13 protein-coding genes are annotated in these 14,631 nt (G+C 67.2%); 3 read left to right on the plus strand and 10 right to left on the minus strand.

What is annotated here, in order from left to right; translation table 11 throughout:
* Nucleotides 1-17: 17 nt before the first annotated feature.
* The 7 genes from FIV02_RS16695 to FIV02_RS16725 all read right to left on the minus strand — a co-directional run bounded on the left by FIV02_RS16695 (nt 18) and on the right by FIV02_RS16725 (nt 7,983).
* Entirely contained in the window at nt 18-908 is an 891-nt protein-coding gene (locus tag FIV02_RS16695) for a carbohydrate ABC transporter permease (protein ID WP_244230002.1), read from the minus strand.
* Nucleotides 901-1,809, minus strand: a complete 909-nt coding sequence (locus tag FIV02_RS16700) for a carbohydrate ABC transporter permease (RefSeq protein ID WP_037053654.1) — start codon at nt 1,807-1,809, stop codon at nt 901-903. Before FIV02_RS16700 ends, FIV02_RS16695 begins: the two co-directional genes overlap by 8 nt.
* A gap of 116 nt (nt 1,810-1,925) precedes the next feature.
* Nucleotides 1,926-3,194, minus strand: a complete 1,269-nt coding sequence (locus FIV02_RS16705; protein ID WP_152489241.1) for an ABC transporter substrate-binding protein — start codon at nt 3,192-3,194, stop codon at nt 1,926-1,928.
* Nucleotides 3,195-3,298: 104 nt separating this feature from the next.
* Complete coding sequence (locus FIV02_RS16710) at nt 3,299-4,543, minus strand: AGE family epimerase/isomerase (protein WP_152489242.1); 1,245 nt, start codon at nt 4,541-4,543, stop codon at nt 3,299-3,301.
* 254 nt (nt 4,544-4,797) lie between these two features.
* Entirely contained in the window at nt 4,798-6,255 is a 1,458-nt protein-coding gene (locus FIV02_RS16715; protein ID WP_152489243.1) for an ATP-binding protein, read from the minus strand.
* Entirely contained in the window at nt 6,245-6,979 is a 735-nt protein-coding gene (locus FIV02_RS16720) for a response regulator (protein WP_037053646.1), read from the minus strand. Before FIV02_RS16720 ends, FIV02_RS16715 begins: the two co-directional genes overlap by 11 nt.
* Before the next feature lie 41 nt (nt 6,980-7,020).
* Nucleotides 7,021-7,983, minus strand: a complete 963-nt coding sequence (locus tag FIV02_RS16725; RefSeq protein WP_152489244.1) for a glucokinase — start codon at nt 7,981-7,983, stop codon at nt 7,021-7,023.
* Between the two features lie 353 nt (nt 7,984-8,336).
* Between FIV02_RS16725 and ubiM the strand changes: the two genes are divergently transcribed.
* The 3 genes from ubiM to FIV02_RS16740 all read left to right on the plus strand — a co-directional run bounded on the left by ubiM (nt 8,337) and on the right by FIV02_RS16740 (nt 11,323).
* On the plus strand, nt 8,337-9,509 hold the full coding sequence (gene ubiM, locus FIV02_RS16730; RefSeq protein ID WP_152489245.1) for a 5-demethoxyubiquinol-8 5-hydroxylase UbiM: 1,173 nt from the start codon (nt 8,337-8,339) through the stop codon (nt 9,507-9,509).
* A 157-nt stretch (nt 9,510-9,666) separates the two neighbouring features.
* Nucleotides 9,667-11,100: a cytochrome-c oxidase, cbb3-type subunit I gene (gene ccoN, locus FIV02_RS16735; RefSeq protein WP_134677442.1), complete on the plus strand. Its 1,434-nt coding sequence runs from the start codon at nt 9,667-9,669 to the stop codon at nt 11,098-11,100.
* Nucleotides 11,090-11,323 carry a cytochrome Cbb oxidase CcoQ gene (locus FIV02_RS16740; RefSeq protein ID WP_047587507.1) on the plus strand — a complete coding sequence of 78 codons (234 nt, stop codon included), beginning with the start codon at nt 11,090-11,092 and terminating at the stop codon, nt 11,321-11,323. Before ccoN ends, FIV02_RS16740 begins: the two co-directional genes overlap by 11 nt.
* Nucleotides 11,324-11,327: 4 nt before the next feature.
* Here FIV02_RS16740 and FIV02_RS16745 read toward each other — a convergent pair whose 3' ends face one another.
* The 3 genes from FIV02_RS16745 to FIV02_RS16755 form a co-directional block, all read right to left on the minus strand.
* Nucleotides 11,328-11,996: a TIGR04211 family SH3 domain-containing protein gene (locus FIV02_RS16745; protein WP_037057374.1), complete on the minus strand. Its 669-nt coding sequence runs from the start codon at nt 11,994-11,996 to the stop codon at nt 11,328-11,330.
* A gap of 229 nt (nt 11,997-12,225) precedes the next feature.
* On the minus strand, nt 12,226-13,587 hold the full coding sequence (locus FIV02_RS16750; RefSeq protein ID WP_152489246.1) for an EAL domain-containing protein: 1,362 nt from the start codon (nt 13,585-13,587) through the stop codon (nt 12,226-12,228).
* A 68-nt stretch (nt 13,588-13,655) separates the two neighbouring features.
* Nucleotides 13,656-14,555 (minus strand): LysR family transcriptional regulator, encoded by a 900-nt coding sequence (locus FIV02_RS16755; RefSeq protein ID WP_134677440.1) that lies wholly within the window; start codon nt 14,553-14,555, stop codon nt 13,656-13,658.
* Nucleotides 14,556-14,631: the final 76 nt, after the last annotated feature.

Below are 14,631 nucleotides of genomic sequence, written 5' to 3' on the forward strand. Positions count from 1 at the left end.
CTCCAATCGCCGAGGCGTCAGCCCTTCACCGCGCCGGCCGTCAGGCCGCGCAGGAAATACTTTCCGGCCACGATGTAAACCAGCAGCGTCGGCAGCCCGGCGATCATCGCCGCGGCCATGTCGACGTTGTATTCCTTGGCGCCCGTACTGGTGTTGACCAGGTTGTTGAGGGCCACGGTGATCGGCTGCGCGTCACCGCTGGCGAACACCACGCCGAAGAGGAAGTCGTTCCAGATCTGGGTGAACTGCCAGATCATGCAGACCATGATGATCGGCACCGACATGGGCAGCAGGATGCGCCCGAAGATGGTGAAGAAGCCGGCGCCATCGAGCCGCGCCGCACGCACCAGGGCGTCGGGCACGGTGACGTAGTAGTTGCGGAAGAACAGCGTGGTGAAGGCGATGCCGTAGACCACGTGGACCAGCACCAGGCCCGCGGTGGTGTTGGCCAGGCCCAGCTTGCCGAGGGTGAACGAGGCCGGCAGCAGCACGGTCTGGAACGGCAGGAAGCAACCGAACAGCAGCAGGCCGAAGAACAGCTGCGAGCCACGGAAGCGCCACATCGACAGCACGTAGCCGTTCAGCGCACCGATCGCGGTGGAGATCAGCACGCCTGGCACGGCGATCTTCACCGAATTCCAGAAGTAACCGTCGACCACGCCCCAGGCCTTGACCCAGCCGATGAACGTCAGGGTCTCGGGCCAGGACAGCAGGTTGCCGCTGCGGATGTCCTCGGGCGTCTTGAGGCTGGTCAGCAGCATCACCACCAGCGGCACCAGGTACAGCGCGGCGGCGAACAGCAGGGTGGCGTGGATGGCCAGACGGCTGGGGCTGAGCGCCCGCGTCCGGCGCTTCGTCCCCAGGCGGTCATTAGTGGTGGGTCGCGGCGCGACGCTCGCATCAGTCATGGCGTTTGCCCCGCAGTTCGGAATAGAGATAGGGCACCAGCAGCGAGAGGATCGCGGCCAGCATCAGCATCGCGCTGGCCGAACCGATGCCCATCTGGCCGCGGCTGAAGGTGAAGGAGTACATGAACATCGCCGGCAGATCGGAGGAGTAGCCCGGCCCGCCCGCGGTCATCGCCGCCACCAGGTCGAAACTCTTGATGGCGATGTGCGCGAGGATCATCACCGCGCTGAAGAACACCGGGCGCAGGCTCGGCAGGACGATGCGCAGGTAGATGGTCGGCAATCCCGCGCCGTCCACCTGGGCAGCGCGGATGATCGACTGGTCGACGCTGCGCAGGCCGGCCAGGAACAGCGCCATGACGAAGCCCGAGGCCTGCCATACGGCGGCGATCACCAGGCAGTAGATGACCCGGTCCTGATCCACCAGCCAGTCCAGGCGAAAGCCTTCCCAGCCCCAGTCACGCAGCATCTTGTCGAGGCCCAGACCGGGGTTGAGCAGCCACTTCCAGGCGGTGCCGGTGACGATCATCGACAGCGCCATGGGATACAGGTAGATGGTGCGGATGAAGCCTTCGCGGCGGATGCGCTGGTCCAGCAGCACCGCGAGGAACACGCCGATCAGCAGGCTGATGCCGATGAACAGGCCACCGAACACCAGCAGGTTCTGGCTCGCCACCCACCAGCGGTCGTTGTCCATCAGGCGCATGTATTGCTGCAGCCCGACCCACTTGTAGCTGGGCATGAAGCTGGAGTTGCTGAACGACAACACCAGGGTCCAGAGGATGTAGCCGTAGAAACCGACCAGCACCACCAGCATGCTGGGCGCCAGCACCAGCTTGGGCAGCCAGCGTTGCAGCATGTCGAGGGGCGAGGCCTTGGTCATTACCGGGGTGAGACTCATCGGGCAGTACCAGTCAGCGCAGTGAAATTCGGGCCGAACGCTGCCCCGACCAGGCCAGGGCGCGGTCGTGCGAGGCAGGGTTCAGGAGAGGGGCCGGACGTGCCGGCCCGCTGGTGCTACTGGGCGGCCTTGATCGCCGCGTAGATCTGCGCGCCGGCCTTGCTCGGGTCGGCGTCCTTCTCGCTCATGAAGTTGGTCACCACATCGAAGATGGCGCCCTGCACGGCGAGGTTGGTGGCCATGCTGTGGGCCATGCTCGGCTCCAGCTTGCCGTGCTTGTCCGCGTCGAGGAAATCCTTCATCGAGGCCTGGGCGCAGCTGTCGAACTGGCTCATGTCCAGGTCGGCACGCACCGGGATCGAGCCCTTGTTCTGGTTGAACACGTACTGGAACTCGGGCTCCAGGGCGATGCGCGCCAGGGCGTGCTGGGCGGCGATGTCGCCTGCGTCCTTGAGCCGGAACATGGCCATGGAGTCGATGTTGTAGGTGTAGCTGCCGGCCGTGCCAGGCATCGGCACGCACTGGTAGTCCTTGCCCGCCACCTTGCCGGCGGCGGTCCACTCGCTCTTCGCCCAGTCGCCCATGATCTGCATGCCGGCCTTGCCGTCGATCACCTCGGCGGTGGCCAGGTTCCAGTCACGTCCGGCGCGGTTCTCGTCCATGTAGGTGGAGAGTTTCTTCAGCGCGGTGAACACCTCGGTCATCTGCGGGCTGGTCAGGGTCGCCTCGTCGTTCTCGACGAACGCCTTGTGGAAACCGTCGGCGCCCATGATGCTCAGCACCAGGCCTTCGAACACGGTGCTGTCCTGCCAGGGCTGGCCACCGTGGGCCAGGGCGACGAAACCGGCGGCCTTGAGCTTGTCACCGGCGGCGTAGAGTTCGTCGAGGGTGGTCGGCGCCTTGTCGATGCCGGCCTTGGCGAACACCTGCGGGTTGATCCACAGCCAGTTGACCCGGTGGATGTTCACCGGCACCGCGACGTAGTGGCCGTCGTACTGCATGGTGTTGGCAACGGTCTTCGACAGCAGGCCATCCCAGTCGTTGGCCTTGGCCACCTCGTCCAGCGGCGCGAGCAGGTCCAGCGCCCCCCACTCCTGCAGGTCGGGCCCCTTGATCTGCGCCGCACCCGGCGGGTTGCCGGAGACCACGCGGGTCTTCAGCACGGTCATGGCGGCGGAGCCGGCGCCCCCGGCCACTGCGCCGTCCTTCCAGGTGAAACCATCCTTCTCGACCAGGTCACGCAGGACCTTCACCGCGGCGGCCTCGCCACCGGACGTCCACCAGTGCACCACTTCCACCGTACCTTTGGAGTCGGCGGCCAGGGCGGCGAAAGGGAGCAGGGACGCGAGAGAGACGGCAGTGGCGATGCGAGTAATAGCGTTCATCGGAATTCCTTTCTTGTTGTTATCGGGCAAGTCGTGGTGCTTGCGTTGTCAGGGAGTGTACTCAGGGTCGCCGGCGGCTCGGGTAACGAAAGGATGCATGAATGTCACTGCCTCGTTACATCGGCGGCGAGCGCCGTGGCCAGGCTCGGAGCCAGCGCCAGACGCGGCAGCAGCAGCGCCTGGTAGGCGTGGTAGAGGTCGGGTTTGCCCGGCCAGATGCTGGCAGCCGGCCGGTTGTCGCTGTCGAGTTCGTGGTGCCAGCTGCCACCGCGCAGGTCGATGAAGTGCGCGTCGATGAAGGCCCAGAACTGCCGGTACCACTGTTCGTAGAGTGCCTCGCCGGTGCGCTGCAACAGTGCCGCCGCTGCCGCGACGGCCTCGGCGTGCACCCAGTGCAGGCGTGCGCGAACCACCGGCTGCTGCCTCCAGTCGAGGCTGTAGACCAGCCCCGGCGCGCCGTCGGCCTGCCAGGCCTGCTCACAGGCGCGGGCGAACAGGCTCCGGGCGTCGGCCAGCAGCCAGTCCGGGGCAGCGCACCCGGCCTGTGTCAGCGCCGCCTGCAGATGCAGCAACAGGCGCGCCCACTCGAAGGCGTGGCCAGGCGTACTGCCGTAGGGGCGAAACGGGTCGGCGCGGCGCTCGGCGTTGTACTCCGGCAGCGCCTGCCACTGCGCATCGAAATGCTCGAGCACCACGTGCCCGCGCGCGGCAGCGTGCCGATGGATCAGGCGTTCGGCGATGCGCAGCGCACGCTGCAACCAGCGCGTATCGCCGCTGACATCGGCCAGGGCGAGAAAGGCCTCGGTGGCGTGCATGTTGCTGTTCGCCCCGCGGTAGGCCTCCTCGTCACGCCAGTCAGCACTGAAGCTTTCGCGCAGTGCGCCCTCCTCTTCGCTCCAGAAGTGCCGTTCGATGATCCCGATGGCGTCATCGAGCAGCGCCTGCGCGGCGGGGCGCCCCGCGACCCTGGCGGAGCTGGCCGCCAGCGCGACGAAGGCATGCAGGTACGCGGACTTGCCGCCGCTGCGCGTCGCATCGCTGAACCAGCCGCCATGCGTCTCGTCCCACAGCGCGCCGCGCAACGCGGCGAGGCCATGGTCGACCAGCGCGGCATAGCCGGGCAGGCCCTGGATGTGAGCCAGGGCGAAACAGTGGGTCATGCGCGTGGTGTGGATCAGTTCGGCCACCGCCCCTTCGGCGATGCGCCCCTCGGCATCGAGTGCGGCGAAGCCCTGCTCGACCTGCGCCCGCCGCGCGAACGGCAACAGGCGCAGGCCTTCGTCGGCCAGCCAGGTGAGGTGGGCGGGCTGGCTCAGCCAGCTGTCTGGATTCAATGCGGCTCCGCTCATTGTTCTGGTTCCCTGCAGATGGGGGGCCGAGCGCCGCACAGCGGCGCGGCAACGGCGACGAGACAGGACAGACGACGGCGCATTCGGCCCGCGCGGCCCCGGCTCGATGAACAGCCGGATGCCGCTTCACCCATCCCCCCGAAAGGCGCGCTGCGAAACGCCCAGCAGCCACTCGTCCCCGCAGCGGATTCTAACGAGCGCCCCATCAGCGCCAGGTAACGAACGGGTCTGCCTTTGTCACCGAACGGTGACATTCAGTCCGGCGTGCGCGGCAGGCGCAGGGTGACGCGCAGGCCGCCCTCCCGCAGGTTGCGCAGGCTCACTTCGCCGCCATGGCTATGGGCGATGTTGCGGGCGATACCCAGGCCCAGGCCATAGCCCTGCTGCTGGCCGGCCAGACGGAAGTGCGGTTCGAACACCTGCTCCAGACGCTGCTCGGGCACCCCCGGCCCTTCGTCATCGACATGCAGGACGAAGGCCACGCCGTCGTCCTCGATGTGCAGGTGGGCATTGCTGCCGTACTTGCGGGCATTGTCGATCAGGTTGCCGATGCAGCGCCGCAGCGCCAGAGGCTTGCCCGGATAGGCGCTGCTGGCCTGGCCATCGAGGGTCACGCTGCCGTTGCCCGCCGGCGCCAGGTAAGGCTCCACCAGGCAGTGCAGCAGGTGGTTGAGATCCACCGGTTCGATGTTCTCGTGAATGTCGGTGTCCTTCACGCATTGCAGCGCGCCTTTGACCAGCAGCTCCAGGTCGTCCAGGTCGCGGCCGAACTTGGTCTGCAGGCTCTCGTCGTCGAGCAGTTCGACACGCAGGCGCAGGCGCGTGATCGGCGTGCGCAGGTCATGGGAAATGGCGCTGAACAGCTGGCTGCGTTCGGTCAGGTAACGGCTGATGCGCTCGCGCATGGCATTGAACGCACGGGCCACTTCCACCACCTCGCGCCCACCGCCTTCGGCCACCGGCTCCACCTCCGCGCCCAGCGACATGTGCCGCGCGGTGCGGGCCAGGCGCTTGAGCGGACGACTCTGCAGGTGCACCAGCAAGCCGATGAACAGCAGCAGGAAGACGCTGGTCAGCAGGATGAACCACAGCTGCTGCGCGGGCAGGATGGGTTCTTCCAGGCTGGTGTAGGGTTCGGGCAGCAGCGAGGCGATGTACAGCCACTCGCCGGGCGCCAGCTGGATCTGGGTCACCAGCACCGGCGGATTGACCGGTTCCAGGGTCAGGGCGTAGTGCGCCCAGGAGCGCGGCAGTTCGTCGAGCTTGAGGCCGCCATTGAAGATGCGCAGGTCCTCCGGGCTGACGAAGGTCACCGAGATGTCCGCGGTGCTACCCAGGGACTTGTGCAGCACTGCGGTCACCGCCTCGGTCACCGCCTGCGTGCGTGGCGTGTTCGGCAGCAGCTTCATCTGCAAGGGGCGGTCGTTGAGGCTGACCACGAAGCGCGTGCCGCCCATGCTGCGCAGCTGGTCGAGAACCAGTGGCCGGTAGGCGACCGGCAACGAGCGGAAGTAGCGCACGCTGGCGGACATCGAATGGCCCAGGCTGCGGGCCGTGGTGACCAGCCCTTCGAGCTGGGTGGCGCGCAACTGCGACAGCCAGATGACGCTGGACAAGGTCTGCGCCGCGAGTATCGCCAGCAGCGTGAGCAGCAGCATGCGCCCCAGCAGCGAGCGTGGCAGCGGCAACCAGCGCCGTGAGTCAGCGCCCATCGCCGGCCTGCACGCTGACCATCGCCGCCAGCTGATAGCCGCTGCCGCGCACGGTGCGGATCAGCCGTGGCGGCTTGTCGGTATCACGCAGGCGCTGACGCAGGCGGCTGACGGCCATGTCGACGATGCGCTCCAGCGGCATCACCTCACGGCCACGGGTGGCGTTGCCGATGGTGTCGCGGTCGAGAATCTGCTGCGGGTGATCGAGGAACAGCTTGAGCAGGGCGAAATCGGCACCGGAGAGAATCACCTCCTCGCCGTCGCGGTGGAACAGCCGATGGCTGACCATGTCCAGGCGCCAGTCCTCGAATGCCAGCACCTCGCCGCTGCGCTCCTGGGTGAACTGCGCGCGGCGCAACAGCGCCTTGATCCGCGCCAGCAGCTCGCGCGGGCTGAACGGCTTGCCGAGGTAGTCGTCCGCCCCCAGTTCGAGGCCGATCACGCGGTCGGCCTCGTCGGAGCTGGCGGTCAGCATGATGATCGGCACCTGGGCGAAGCGCTGGTGGCCACGCACCCAGCGACACAGGCTGAAGCCGTCCTCGTCGGGCAGCATCACGTCGAAGATGACCAGGTCGGCCGGCTGCGCGCACAGGCTCTGGCGGAATGCGCTGCCGTCGGGCACGGCGCGCACCGCGAAGCCGACACGGCTCAGGTAGGTTTCGAGCAGTTCGCGAATTTCCTGGTCGTCGTCGACCAGCAGTATCGACTTGCCGGGCTGGCTCATGGTCCACCCTCCTTGTTGTATTCATGCCGCCACGCGCCGCACTAGTCGGCGCCGTACGCCTGCTGCAAGGCCACGCCGGCACCGGTCAGCCCCGGGTACTCGGCCGTCACCAGCCACACCGGAATGCCGTCAAGGTAATGGCTCATGCAGCCCTTGTCGCTGAAACTCTTGGCAAATCCACTGGCGAGAAAACGCTCGGCGAAACGCGGCACGACGCCGCCGACGATGTACACGCCGCCACGCGCGCCAAGGGTCAGCACGTTGTTGCCGGCAACCCGTCCCAGCCAGCGGCTGAACTGCTCCAGTACCTGGCCGGCGAGCGGCTCGCCCGCCAGGCCGGCGGCGCTGATCGCGGCAGGCGTCGAATGCACCTGCGGCTGCCCGTCCAGCGTGCAGATCGCCCGGTACAGCGCCAGCAGGCCGTTGCCGCTGAGCACGTCCTCGGCGCGCACGTGGCCCAGTTGCTGGTGCAGGACCTGCCACAGCTCGGCCTCGCGCGGGCTGCCGACGGGCAGGTCGACATGGCCGCCCTCCCCCGGCAACACCAGCCAGCGACCGTCCTCCAGCCCCAGCAGGGTGCCGACGCCAAGCCCGGTGCCAGCGCCGATCACCAGCGCCGGACGTCCGGCCTGGGCTTCGCCAGGGCAGACCTGCAGGCGCTCGCCGTCACGCAGGCGGGTCATGCCCAGGGCCATGGCGGAGAAATCGTTGATCATCAGCAGGTGCTCGATCTGCAGCGCCGCGCAGAACGCGGCTCGCTCGATGCGCCAGTGATTGTTGGTGAAGCGGAACAGATCACCGCTGACCGGCCCGGCACAGGCCAGGCACACGGCATCCACGGCGCCCAGGGGCAGGCCCTGGGCATGCAGGTAGGCGGCAATGGCCTGTTCGGGCCCGGGAAAATCGGCGGTGGCCAGGACCTGCACCGCCTGCAGTTGCTCGTCACGCCACAGGGCAAAGCGTGCATTGGTGCCGCCGATATCACCGACCAGCGCCAGCTTCACGGGCGCAACTCCCGCAACAGGGCGCTGCACAGAAGGGCTACCTCAGGGGCACGAGGGGGCATGCTTTTGACTCCAAACCGGAATTATTTTTGTAGTTCAGACAACGCACGACACAGTAAACCGGAAAATCATGCCCTTCAATCGGATTAAAGTAGTGATAACAACAATATTTCACAGAACACGTGACGCACGTCCCGAGCCCCTGCGGCAGCGTACGGGTCGCCGCCGCATTCACGCCTCGGCATGACCCCGGACAATATCCGCAGCATGGCCGCCCCCTAGACTCGCACTGTCCATGGGCGCACGGCGGGCGCGATCCGCCGCCCTTCCGGTAATCCGCACGGAGAAGCAACATGTCACCCGATATCGTCATCGTCGGCGCCGGCCCAGCCGGCCTGTGCCTGGCCAGGGCCCTGTCCGGGCACGGTCTGTCGATCATGCTGCTGGAGCGTCAGGCCAAGCAAGCCCTGGCCGACCCCGCTTTCGACGGCCGCGAGATCGCCCTCACCCATGGCTCGCAGGCACTGCTCGACCGTCTCGGGTTGTGGTCGCGGCTGCCCGCCGAGGATGTCGCCGTGCTGCGCGATGCCCAGGTATTCAACGGCCCTTCGCTGTTCGCCCTGAAGATCCGCGCCGAACAGGCCGGCGCCGAGCGGCTCGGCCACCTGGTGGCCAACCAGGCCATTCGCCGCGCCGCCTATGAGGCCGTCCGTGCATGCAGCGACGTGCACCTGCTGTGCGACACCCAGGTGCGCGCCATCCAGTCGGGCGAACACGAGATCAAGCTGGTCCTGCAGGACGGCCAGGTGCTGCAGCCGCGCCTGCTGGTCGCCGCCGACAGCCGCTTCTCGGACACCCGGCGCCAGCTCGGCATCGGTGCGCAGCTCAAGGACTTCGGCAAGAGCATGCTGGTGTGCCGCATGCAGCACGAGCTGGAGCACCAGCAGGTGGCCTGGGAGTGGTTCGGCTACGGCCAGACCCTCGCCCTGCTGCCGCTCAACGGACGGCAATCGTCGACGGTGCTGACCTTGCCGCCACGCGAGATCGAACGCCTGCTGGCGCTCGACGAGTCCACCTTCGCTCGCGAGATGGAGCAGCGCTTCGACCACCGCCTGGGCGCCATGCAACTGCTCGGCAGCCGCCACGCCTACCCGCTGGTGGGGGCCTACGCGCGGCGCATGGTCGGCAAGCGCTGCGCGCTGCTCGGCGATGCCGCGGTGGGCATGCACCCGGTCACCGCGCATGGCTTCAACTTCGGCCTGATCGGCGTGCAGTTGCTGAGCGAGGCCCTGCTGGCGGCCCACGCCAGGCACCAGGACATCGCTGCACCAGCCACGCTGAGCCGTTACGAGCGCCAGCTGCGCCTGGCCACCTGGCCGCTGTACCAGGCCACCAACCTGCTGGTGGAGCTGTACACCAACGACCATCTGCCCGCCCGCCTGCTGCGTGGGGCCGGCCTGCGCATGGCCCAGGGCCTGCTGCCACTGAAGAAGGGCATCGCCCGCCATCTCACGGCCCGCGCCTGAGCCGGCCCGAGGGCGCGCCGCACCCGGCGCGCCCTCGACCGGCTCATCTGATACGCATCAGACAGCACTTTCTGAGTCTGTTTTGTTTTCCCCGGCCTCCCTACAGTTTCGCCATTCGCGCGGCTGCGCGCGCATTACTGTATGGAAGGTTACCGCGATGCAATCTGCTGCTTCCCACCCGGCCTACAACTACAAGGTCGTCCGCCAGTTCACCCTGATGACCATCGTCTGGGGTGTCGTGGGCATGTGCACCGGCGTGCTCATCGCCGCCCAACTGGTGTGGCCGGAACTCAACTTCGACACCCCCTGGCTCAGCTTCGGCCGCCTGCGCCCCCTGCACACCAGCCTGGTGATCTTCGGCTTCGCCGGTAGCGCACAGTTCGCCGCGAGCTACTACGCGCTGCAACGCACCTGCCAGACGCGCCTGTTCTCCGACGGCCTCGCCGCCTTCACCTTCTGGGGCTGGCAGCTGACCATCCTGATCATGCTGGTGACGCTGCCCATGGGCCTGACCACCACCAAGGAATACGCCGAGATCGAGTTCACCGGCGCGCTGTGGATGGCCGTGGTCTGGGTCGCCTACGGCATCGTGTTCTTCACCACCCTGACCCGCCGCAGGACGCCTCACATCTATGTCGGCAACTGGTTCTTCGGTGCCTTCATCCTGGTCATCGCCATCCTCCACGTGGTCAACCACCTGTCGATCCCGGTAAGCTGGTTCAAGTCCTATTCGGTGTATTCCGGCGCCACCGACGCCATGGTGCAGTGGTGGTACGGGCACAACGCGGTGGGCTTCTTCCTCACCACCGGCTTCCTCGGCATGATGTATTACTTCGTGCCCAAGCAGGTGAACCGGCCGGTGTACTCGTACCGCCTGTCCATCGTGCACTTCTGGGCGCTGATCACCCTGTACATCTGGGCCGGCCCGCACCACCTGCACTACACCGCCCTGCCGGACTGGGCGCAGAGCCTGGGCATGGTGATGTCGATCATCCTCCTGGCGCCGAGCTGGGGCGGCATGGTCAACGGCATGATGACGCTGTCCGGCGCCTGGCACCTGCTGCGCACCGACCCGATCCTGCGCTTCCTGGTGGTGTCCCTGGCCTTCTACGGCATGAGCACCTTCGAAGGCCCGATGATGGCCATCAAGACCGTCAACGCCCTGTCCCACTACACCGACTGGACCATCGGCCACGTGCACGCCGGGGCCCTCGGCTGGGTGGCGATGATCACCTTCGGCTCGCTCTACCACCTGATCCCGAAGGTGTTCGACCGCGAGCGCATGTACAGCATCGGCCTGATCAACGCGCACTTCTGGCTGGCCACCATCGGCACCGTGCTGTACATCGCCTCGATGTGGGTCAACGGCATCACCCAGGGCCTGATGTGGCGCGCGGTCAACGAGGACGGCACCCTCACCTACTCCTTCGTCGAAGCGCTGGAGGCCAGCCACCCCGGCTTCGTGGTGCGCCTGGTCGGCGGCCTGTGCTTCCTCAGCGGCATGCTGCTGATGGCCTTCAACACCTGGCTGACCCTGCGCGCCGGCGAACGGGCCACGCAGCCTGCGCCGGAGGTCGCTCATGCCCGCTGAGGCCTGGGGGATACTCGCGCTGCTGCTGTTCTACCTCGGCGTGCAGATCAGCCTCGGCCGGACGACGCAGCGCGAGCTCGACGAAGCGACCATGCTGCCCTTCGTCGACGACCCCGAAGTGGCGCGCCGGGTGGAACGCGACACCGGGCGCAGCACCAGCGGCTGCGCCTGCCCGGGGGCCTGCGACGGACGTTGCGAGCACCTCGGGGAGCGCCTGCTGTAGCGCCTCAGACCCACTGATCGTTGCGCTTGCGGCGCACGCGCAGCATGGTCGGCAGGATCAGGCCGAGCAGCAGCCCGGCACCGGCGATGCTGCCGCCGTAGGCCATGTAGCGCATCAACGCCTGCTGCTGTTCGTTGCCCAGTTGCGCCTGGGCATCGCGCAGTTGCGAGCGTGTGGTGGTCAGTTCGGCATCCAGCGCGCTGCGTGCGGCCTGCAGTTCCTCGATGAGCTTCTTGCGCGAGTCGAGGGTCTCCTGCATGCCCTGCACGCGCGCCTTCCAGGCATCGTCGATGCCCTTGAGCTCGGCGCTCAGGTCGGCGACCTTCTGCTCCAGCTGCGGCAGGCGCTCGGCCTGGCCGGGCACCGACTGCAGGTCACGACTGGGAATCCACACCGCATTGCCGCTGGCGCCGCGCACCTGGCTGTAGTCGCCCTGGGTACGCAGCAGCTCCACCTTCTCCCCGGACGTCAGCGTGCCGACGATGCGGTAGCCGTCGGTGGGGCCACTGCGCACATAGGTGTTGAGGCTGTCGCTGACCCAGCGCTGATTGCCGGCGGTCTCTTCGGCGTGCAGCAGGGTACTGCCGAGCAGCCCCCCGAGCAGCAGGCAGGCGCCCAGGGCACGGGTGTGGAGCGGAGCGATGCGACAGGAGAAATGACGGGATAAAAGCATGGGAGGATCTTCACGTGGCAGTCAGACGGACCCGGCGAGCGGGATGGGCGATGACGGCGAGCACGGCAAACGCGCTGCAACACGATACGAGCAGAATCTGCGACGAAGACGCCACACTAGCGGCAATTAGCCATCTACCCCTCCCCGTTCGGGCCGACAGCAGACAGACATTGGCGGACGGCTTCGAGTTCACTCGCCGCTGACGATGAACGATGGACGCAGCGGCGCTTCAGCCATTGTGGCGCTGGACGAAGGCGCGAAAATCCGCCAGCGGCATCGGCCGCCCGAGCAGATATCCCTGGAACTGGTTGCAGCCGTTGCTCGCCAGAAAGTGGCGCTGCGCCTCGGTTTCCACGCCTTCGGCGATCACCGTCATGCCCATGCTCTGGCCGAGGGCGATGACGCTGCGCACGATGGCTTCGCTGTTGGCATCGCTGAGCACGTCGCAGATGAACGAGCGGTCGATCTTCAGCTTGCTCAGCGGCAAGCGCTTGAGATGGCTGAGGGAGGAGAAGCCGGTGCCGAAGTCATCCAGAGAGAAGCGCACGCCACGCTCCACCAGTGCCGTCATCTTGCGCGTGAGGTCCTCCATGTCGTGCACGATCAGCGTCTCGGTCAGCTCCAGTTCCAGGCGCTGCGCGTCGATCCGATGCCGCTCGATCAGCCCGGCGATCTCGGCAACGAAGCTGTTCTGCGAGAACTGCTTCTGGCTGATGTTCACCGCCAGGTCGATGTCGCGGTACAGCGGCTCGTCCTGCCACTGGTGCAGCTGCTCGGCGGTCTGTTCCAGCACCCAGTGGCCGATGGGGATGATCAGCCCGGTGTTCTCGGCGTGGTCGATGAACTCCCCCGGCGCCAGCAGGCCGCGCTGCGGATGCAGCCAGCGAATCAGCACCTCGGCGCCGATCACCCGGTTGGCGCCGTTCAGTTGCGGCTGGTAGTGCAGGACGAACTGACGCTCGCGCACGGCAGCGCGCAGGTCCCGGTCCAGCTCGGAGCGCTCGGCGGTGTCGGTCTGCAGGATGTGCAGCAGGAAGAAGAACATCAGCATGGCCACCAGCGCCTGCACCCAGGAGCCGACCACGCGCACCCCGTCCGGCAGCGCATGCAGGTCGGTCGGCCGCCAGGTGGAGGCCGCCAGCGCGACGAACAGCAGCAGGCAGAACAGGGAGATGCCGTAGCGCAAGCCCATGGGCTCGTCGCGAAACGCCATCAGCGCCGCCACGGCCATCGGCAGCAGGTACAGGTGAGTGGCGCGCGGCGCGGCGAGCGTGGGCGGGTCGAGCAGCAGGGTCGAGGCGACCACGACCACCAGCAGTGCGCCGAACAGCACCAGGTTGGCGCTGAGCGCCCGGTTGCGCAGGGTCAGGAGGAAGACCGCCACACCACTGAGAATGATCGCCAGGTCCATCAGGGCGATGGCCGTGTAGCCGTGCGAGAGAAAGAACAGCCCCCAGAGCACACCCATCCCGACCATGACCAGGCTGGCCAGCATGCGCATGCGCCGCTCGCGGCGCTGACCGACCAGCGCCAGGTCCGCGCCATGCCAGAGCTGGCGGACACGTTTGCCGAAGATCGAGAGTGATGGCATGGGAAAGTCCTTGAGCGATCACTCTCATTCTTGAAGCTGCTGGGCCGAATGCAAGTTTCGGCTCCGCTTCAGTAGCGCCAGTGCGCCTTGCTGGCCAGGCGCTCGGCAAGAAAGTCAAGCAGCAGACGCATGGCCGGCAGCATCTGCCGGCGACTACCGTAGAGCGCATGGATGCCCAGTTCCGGCGAGCGATAGTCGGGCAGCAGCTGCACCAGCCGGCCCTCGCGCAGCAGCGCCTCCACCGAATACAGCGGCTGCAGGCTGACGCCAGCGCCGGCCAGCGTCGCCTCCAGCAGCACCATCGACTCGTTGGCGCTGAGGCTGCCGGAGACCGACACCGCAGTCGCCTCGCCCTGGTGCGCGAACTCCCACAGGCTGCGGCCGAAATAGGCGTAGGCCAGGCAGTTGTGCCGGGTCAGGTCCTGCGGATGCTGCGGCGTGCCCTGGCGCGCCAGGTACGCCGGGGCGGCACACACTACCGAACGACATACCGCCAGGTGCCGGGCGATCAGGTTGGGGTCGAGCTGGTTGGTGATGCGCAGCGCCAGGTCGATGCGCGCCTCGACCAGGTTGACGGCCTCGCTGCCGATCAGCAGGTCGATGTTGACCTGCGGGTAGCGGCTGGTGAAGTCGTGCAACGCATGCACCAGCCAGGCCTGGGCGAAGGACTGGCTGCTGGTGATGCGCAGCGTGCCGCGCGGCACGGCGTCCACGCCCTGCCCCAGGGCCTGCATGCGCTCGGCCAGCGCCAGCATCTCGCGGCACTGCGGCAACATCTGCTCGCCGGCCGCCGTCAGGCTCAGCTTGCGCGTGCTGCGGTGCAACAGACGCACCCCGGCCCAGCCTTCCAGCTCGGCCAGGTAGCGCGAGACCATGGCCCGCGACATGTCCAGCGCCTCGGCCGCAGCCGTCTGGCTACCGCGCTCCAGTACTTCGACGAAAACCCGTGCCGCTGTCAGTCGATCCATAATTCGCTCGATTCATGCAACAAACATGACCAGCTTACGGGGCTTTTCGCTCGCCAGGTAGCGCATAAGATGCGCC

This window comes from Pseudomonas sp. THAF187a (genome assembly GCF_009363395.1).
In the GTDB taxonomy this organism is placed as follows: Bacteria; Pseudomonadota; Gammaproteobacteria; order Pseudomonadales; family Pseudomonadaceae; genus Aquipseudomonas; species Aquipseudomonas khazarica.

Coding starts and splice junctions, on each gene's coding strand:
- FIV02_RS16695 (WP_244230002.1), bottom strand. CDS start 908: ATGACTGATGCGAGCGTCGCGCCGCGACCCACCACTAATGACCGCCTG.
- FIV02_RS16700 (WP_037053654.1), bottom strand. CDS start 1,809: ATGAGTCTCACCCCGGTAATGACCAAGGCCTCGCCCCTCGACATGCTG.
- FIV02_RS16705 (WP_152489241.1), bottom strand. CDS start 3,194: ATGAACGCTATTACTCGCATCGCCACTGCCGTCTCTCTCGCGTCCCTG.
- FIV02_RS16710 (WP_152489242.1), bottom strand. CDS start 4,543: ATGAGCGGAGCCGCATTGAATCCAGACAGCTGGCTGAGCCAGCCCGCC.
- FIV02_RS16715 (WP_152489243.1), bottom strand. CDS start 6,255: ATGGGCGCTGACTCACGGCGCTGGTTGCCGCTGCCACGCTCGCTGCTG.
- FIV02_RS16720 (WP_037053646.1), bottom strand. CDS start 6,979: ATGAGCCAGCCCGGCAAGTCGATACTGCTGGTCGACGACGACCAGGAA.
- ubiM (WP_152489245.1), top strand. CDS start 8,337: ATGTCACCCGATATCGTCATCGTCGGCGCCGGCCCAGCCGGCCTGTGC.
- ccoN (WP_134677442.1), top strand. CDS start 9,667: ATGCAATCTGCTGCTTCCCACCCGGCCTACAACTACAAGGTCGTCCGC.
- FIV02_RS16740 (WP_047587507.1), top strand. CDS start 11,090: ATGCCCGCTGAGGCCTGGGGGATACTCGCGCTGCTGCTGTTCTACCTC.
- FIV02_RS16745 (WP_037057374.1), bottom strand. CDS start 11,996: ATGCTTTTATCCCGTCATTTCTCCTGTCGCATCGCTCCGCTCCACACC.
- FIV02_RS16750 (WP_152489246.1), bottom strand. CDS start 13,587: ATGCCATCACTCTCGATCTTCGGCAAACGTGTCCGCCAGCTCTGGCAT.
- FIV02_RS16755 (WP_134677440.1), bottom strand. CDS start 14,555: ATGGATCGACTGACAGCGGCACGGGTTTTCGTCGAAGTACTGGAGCGC.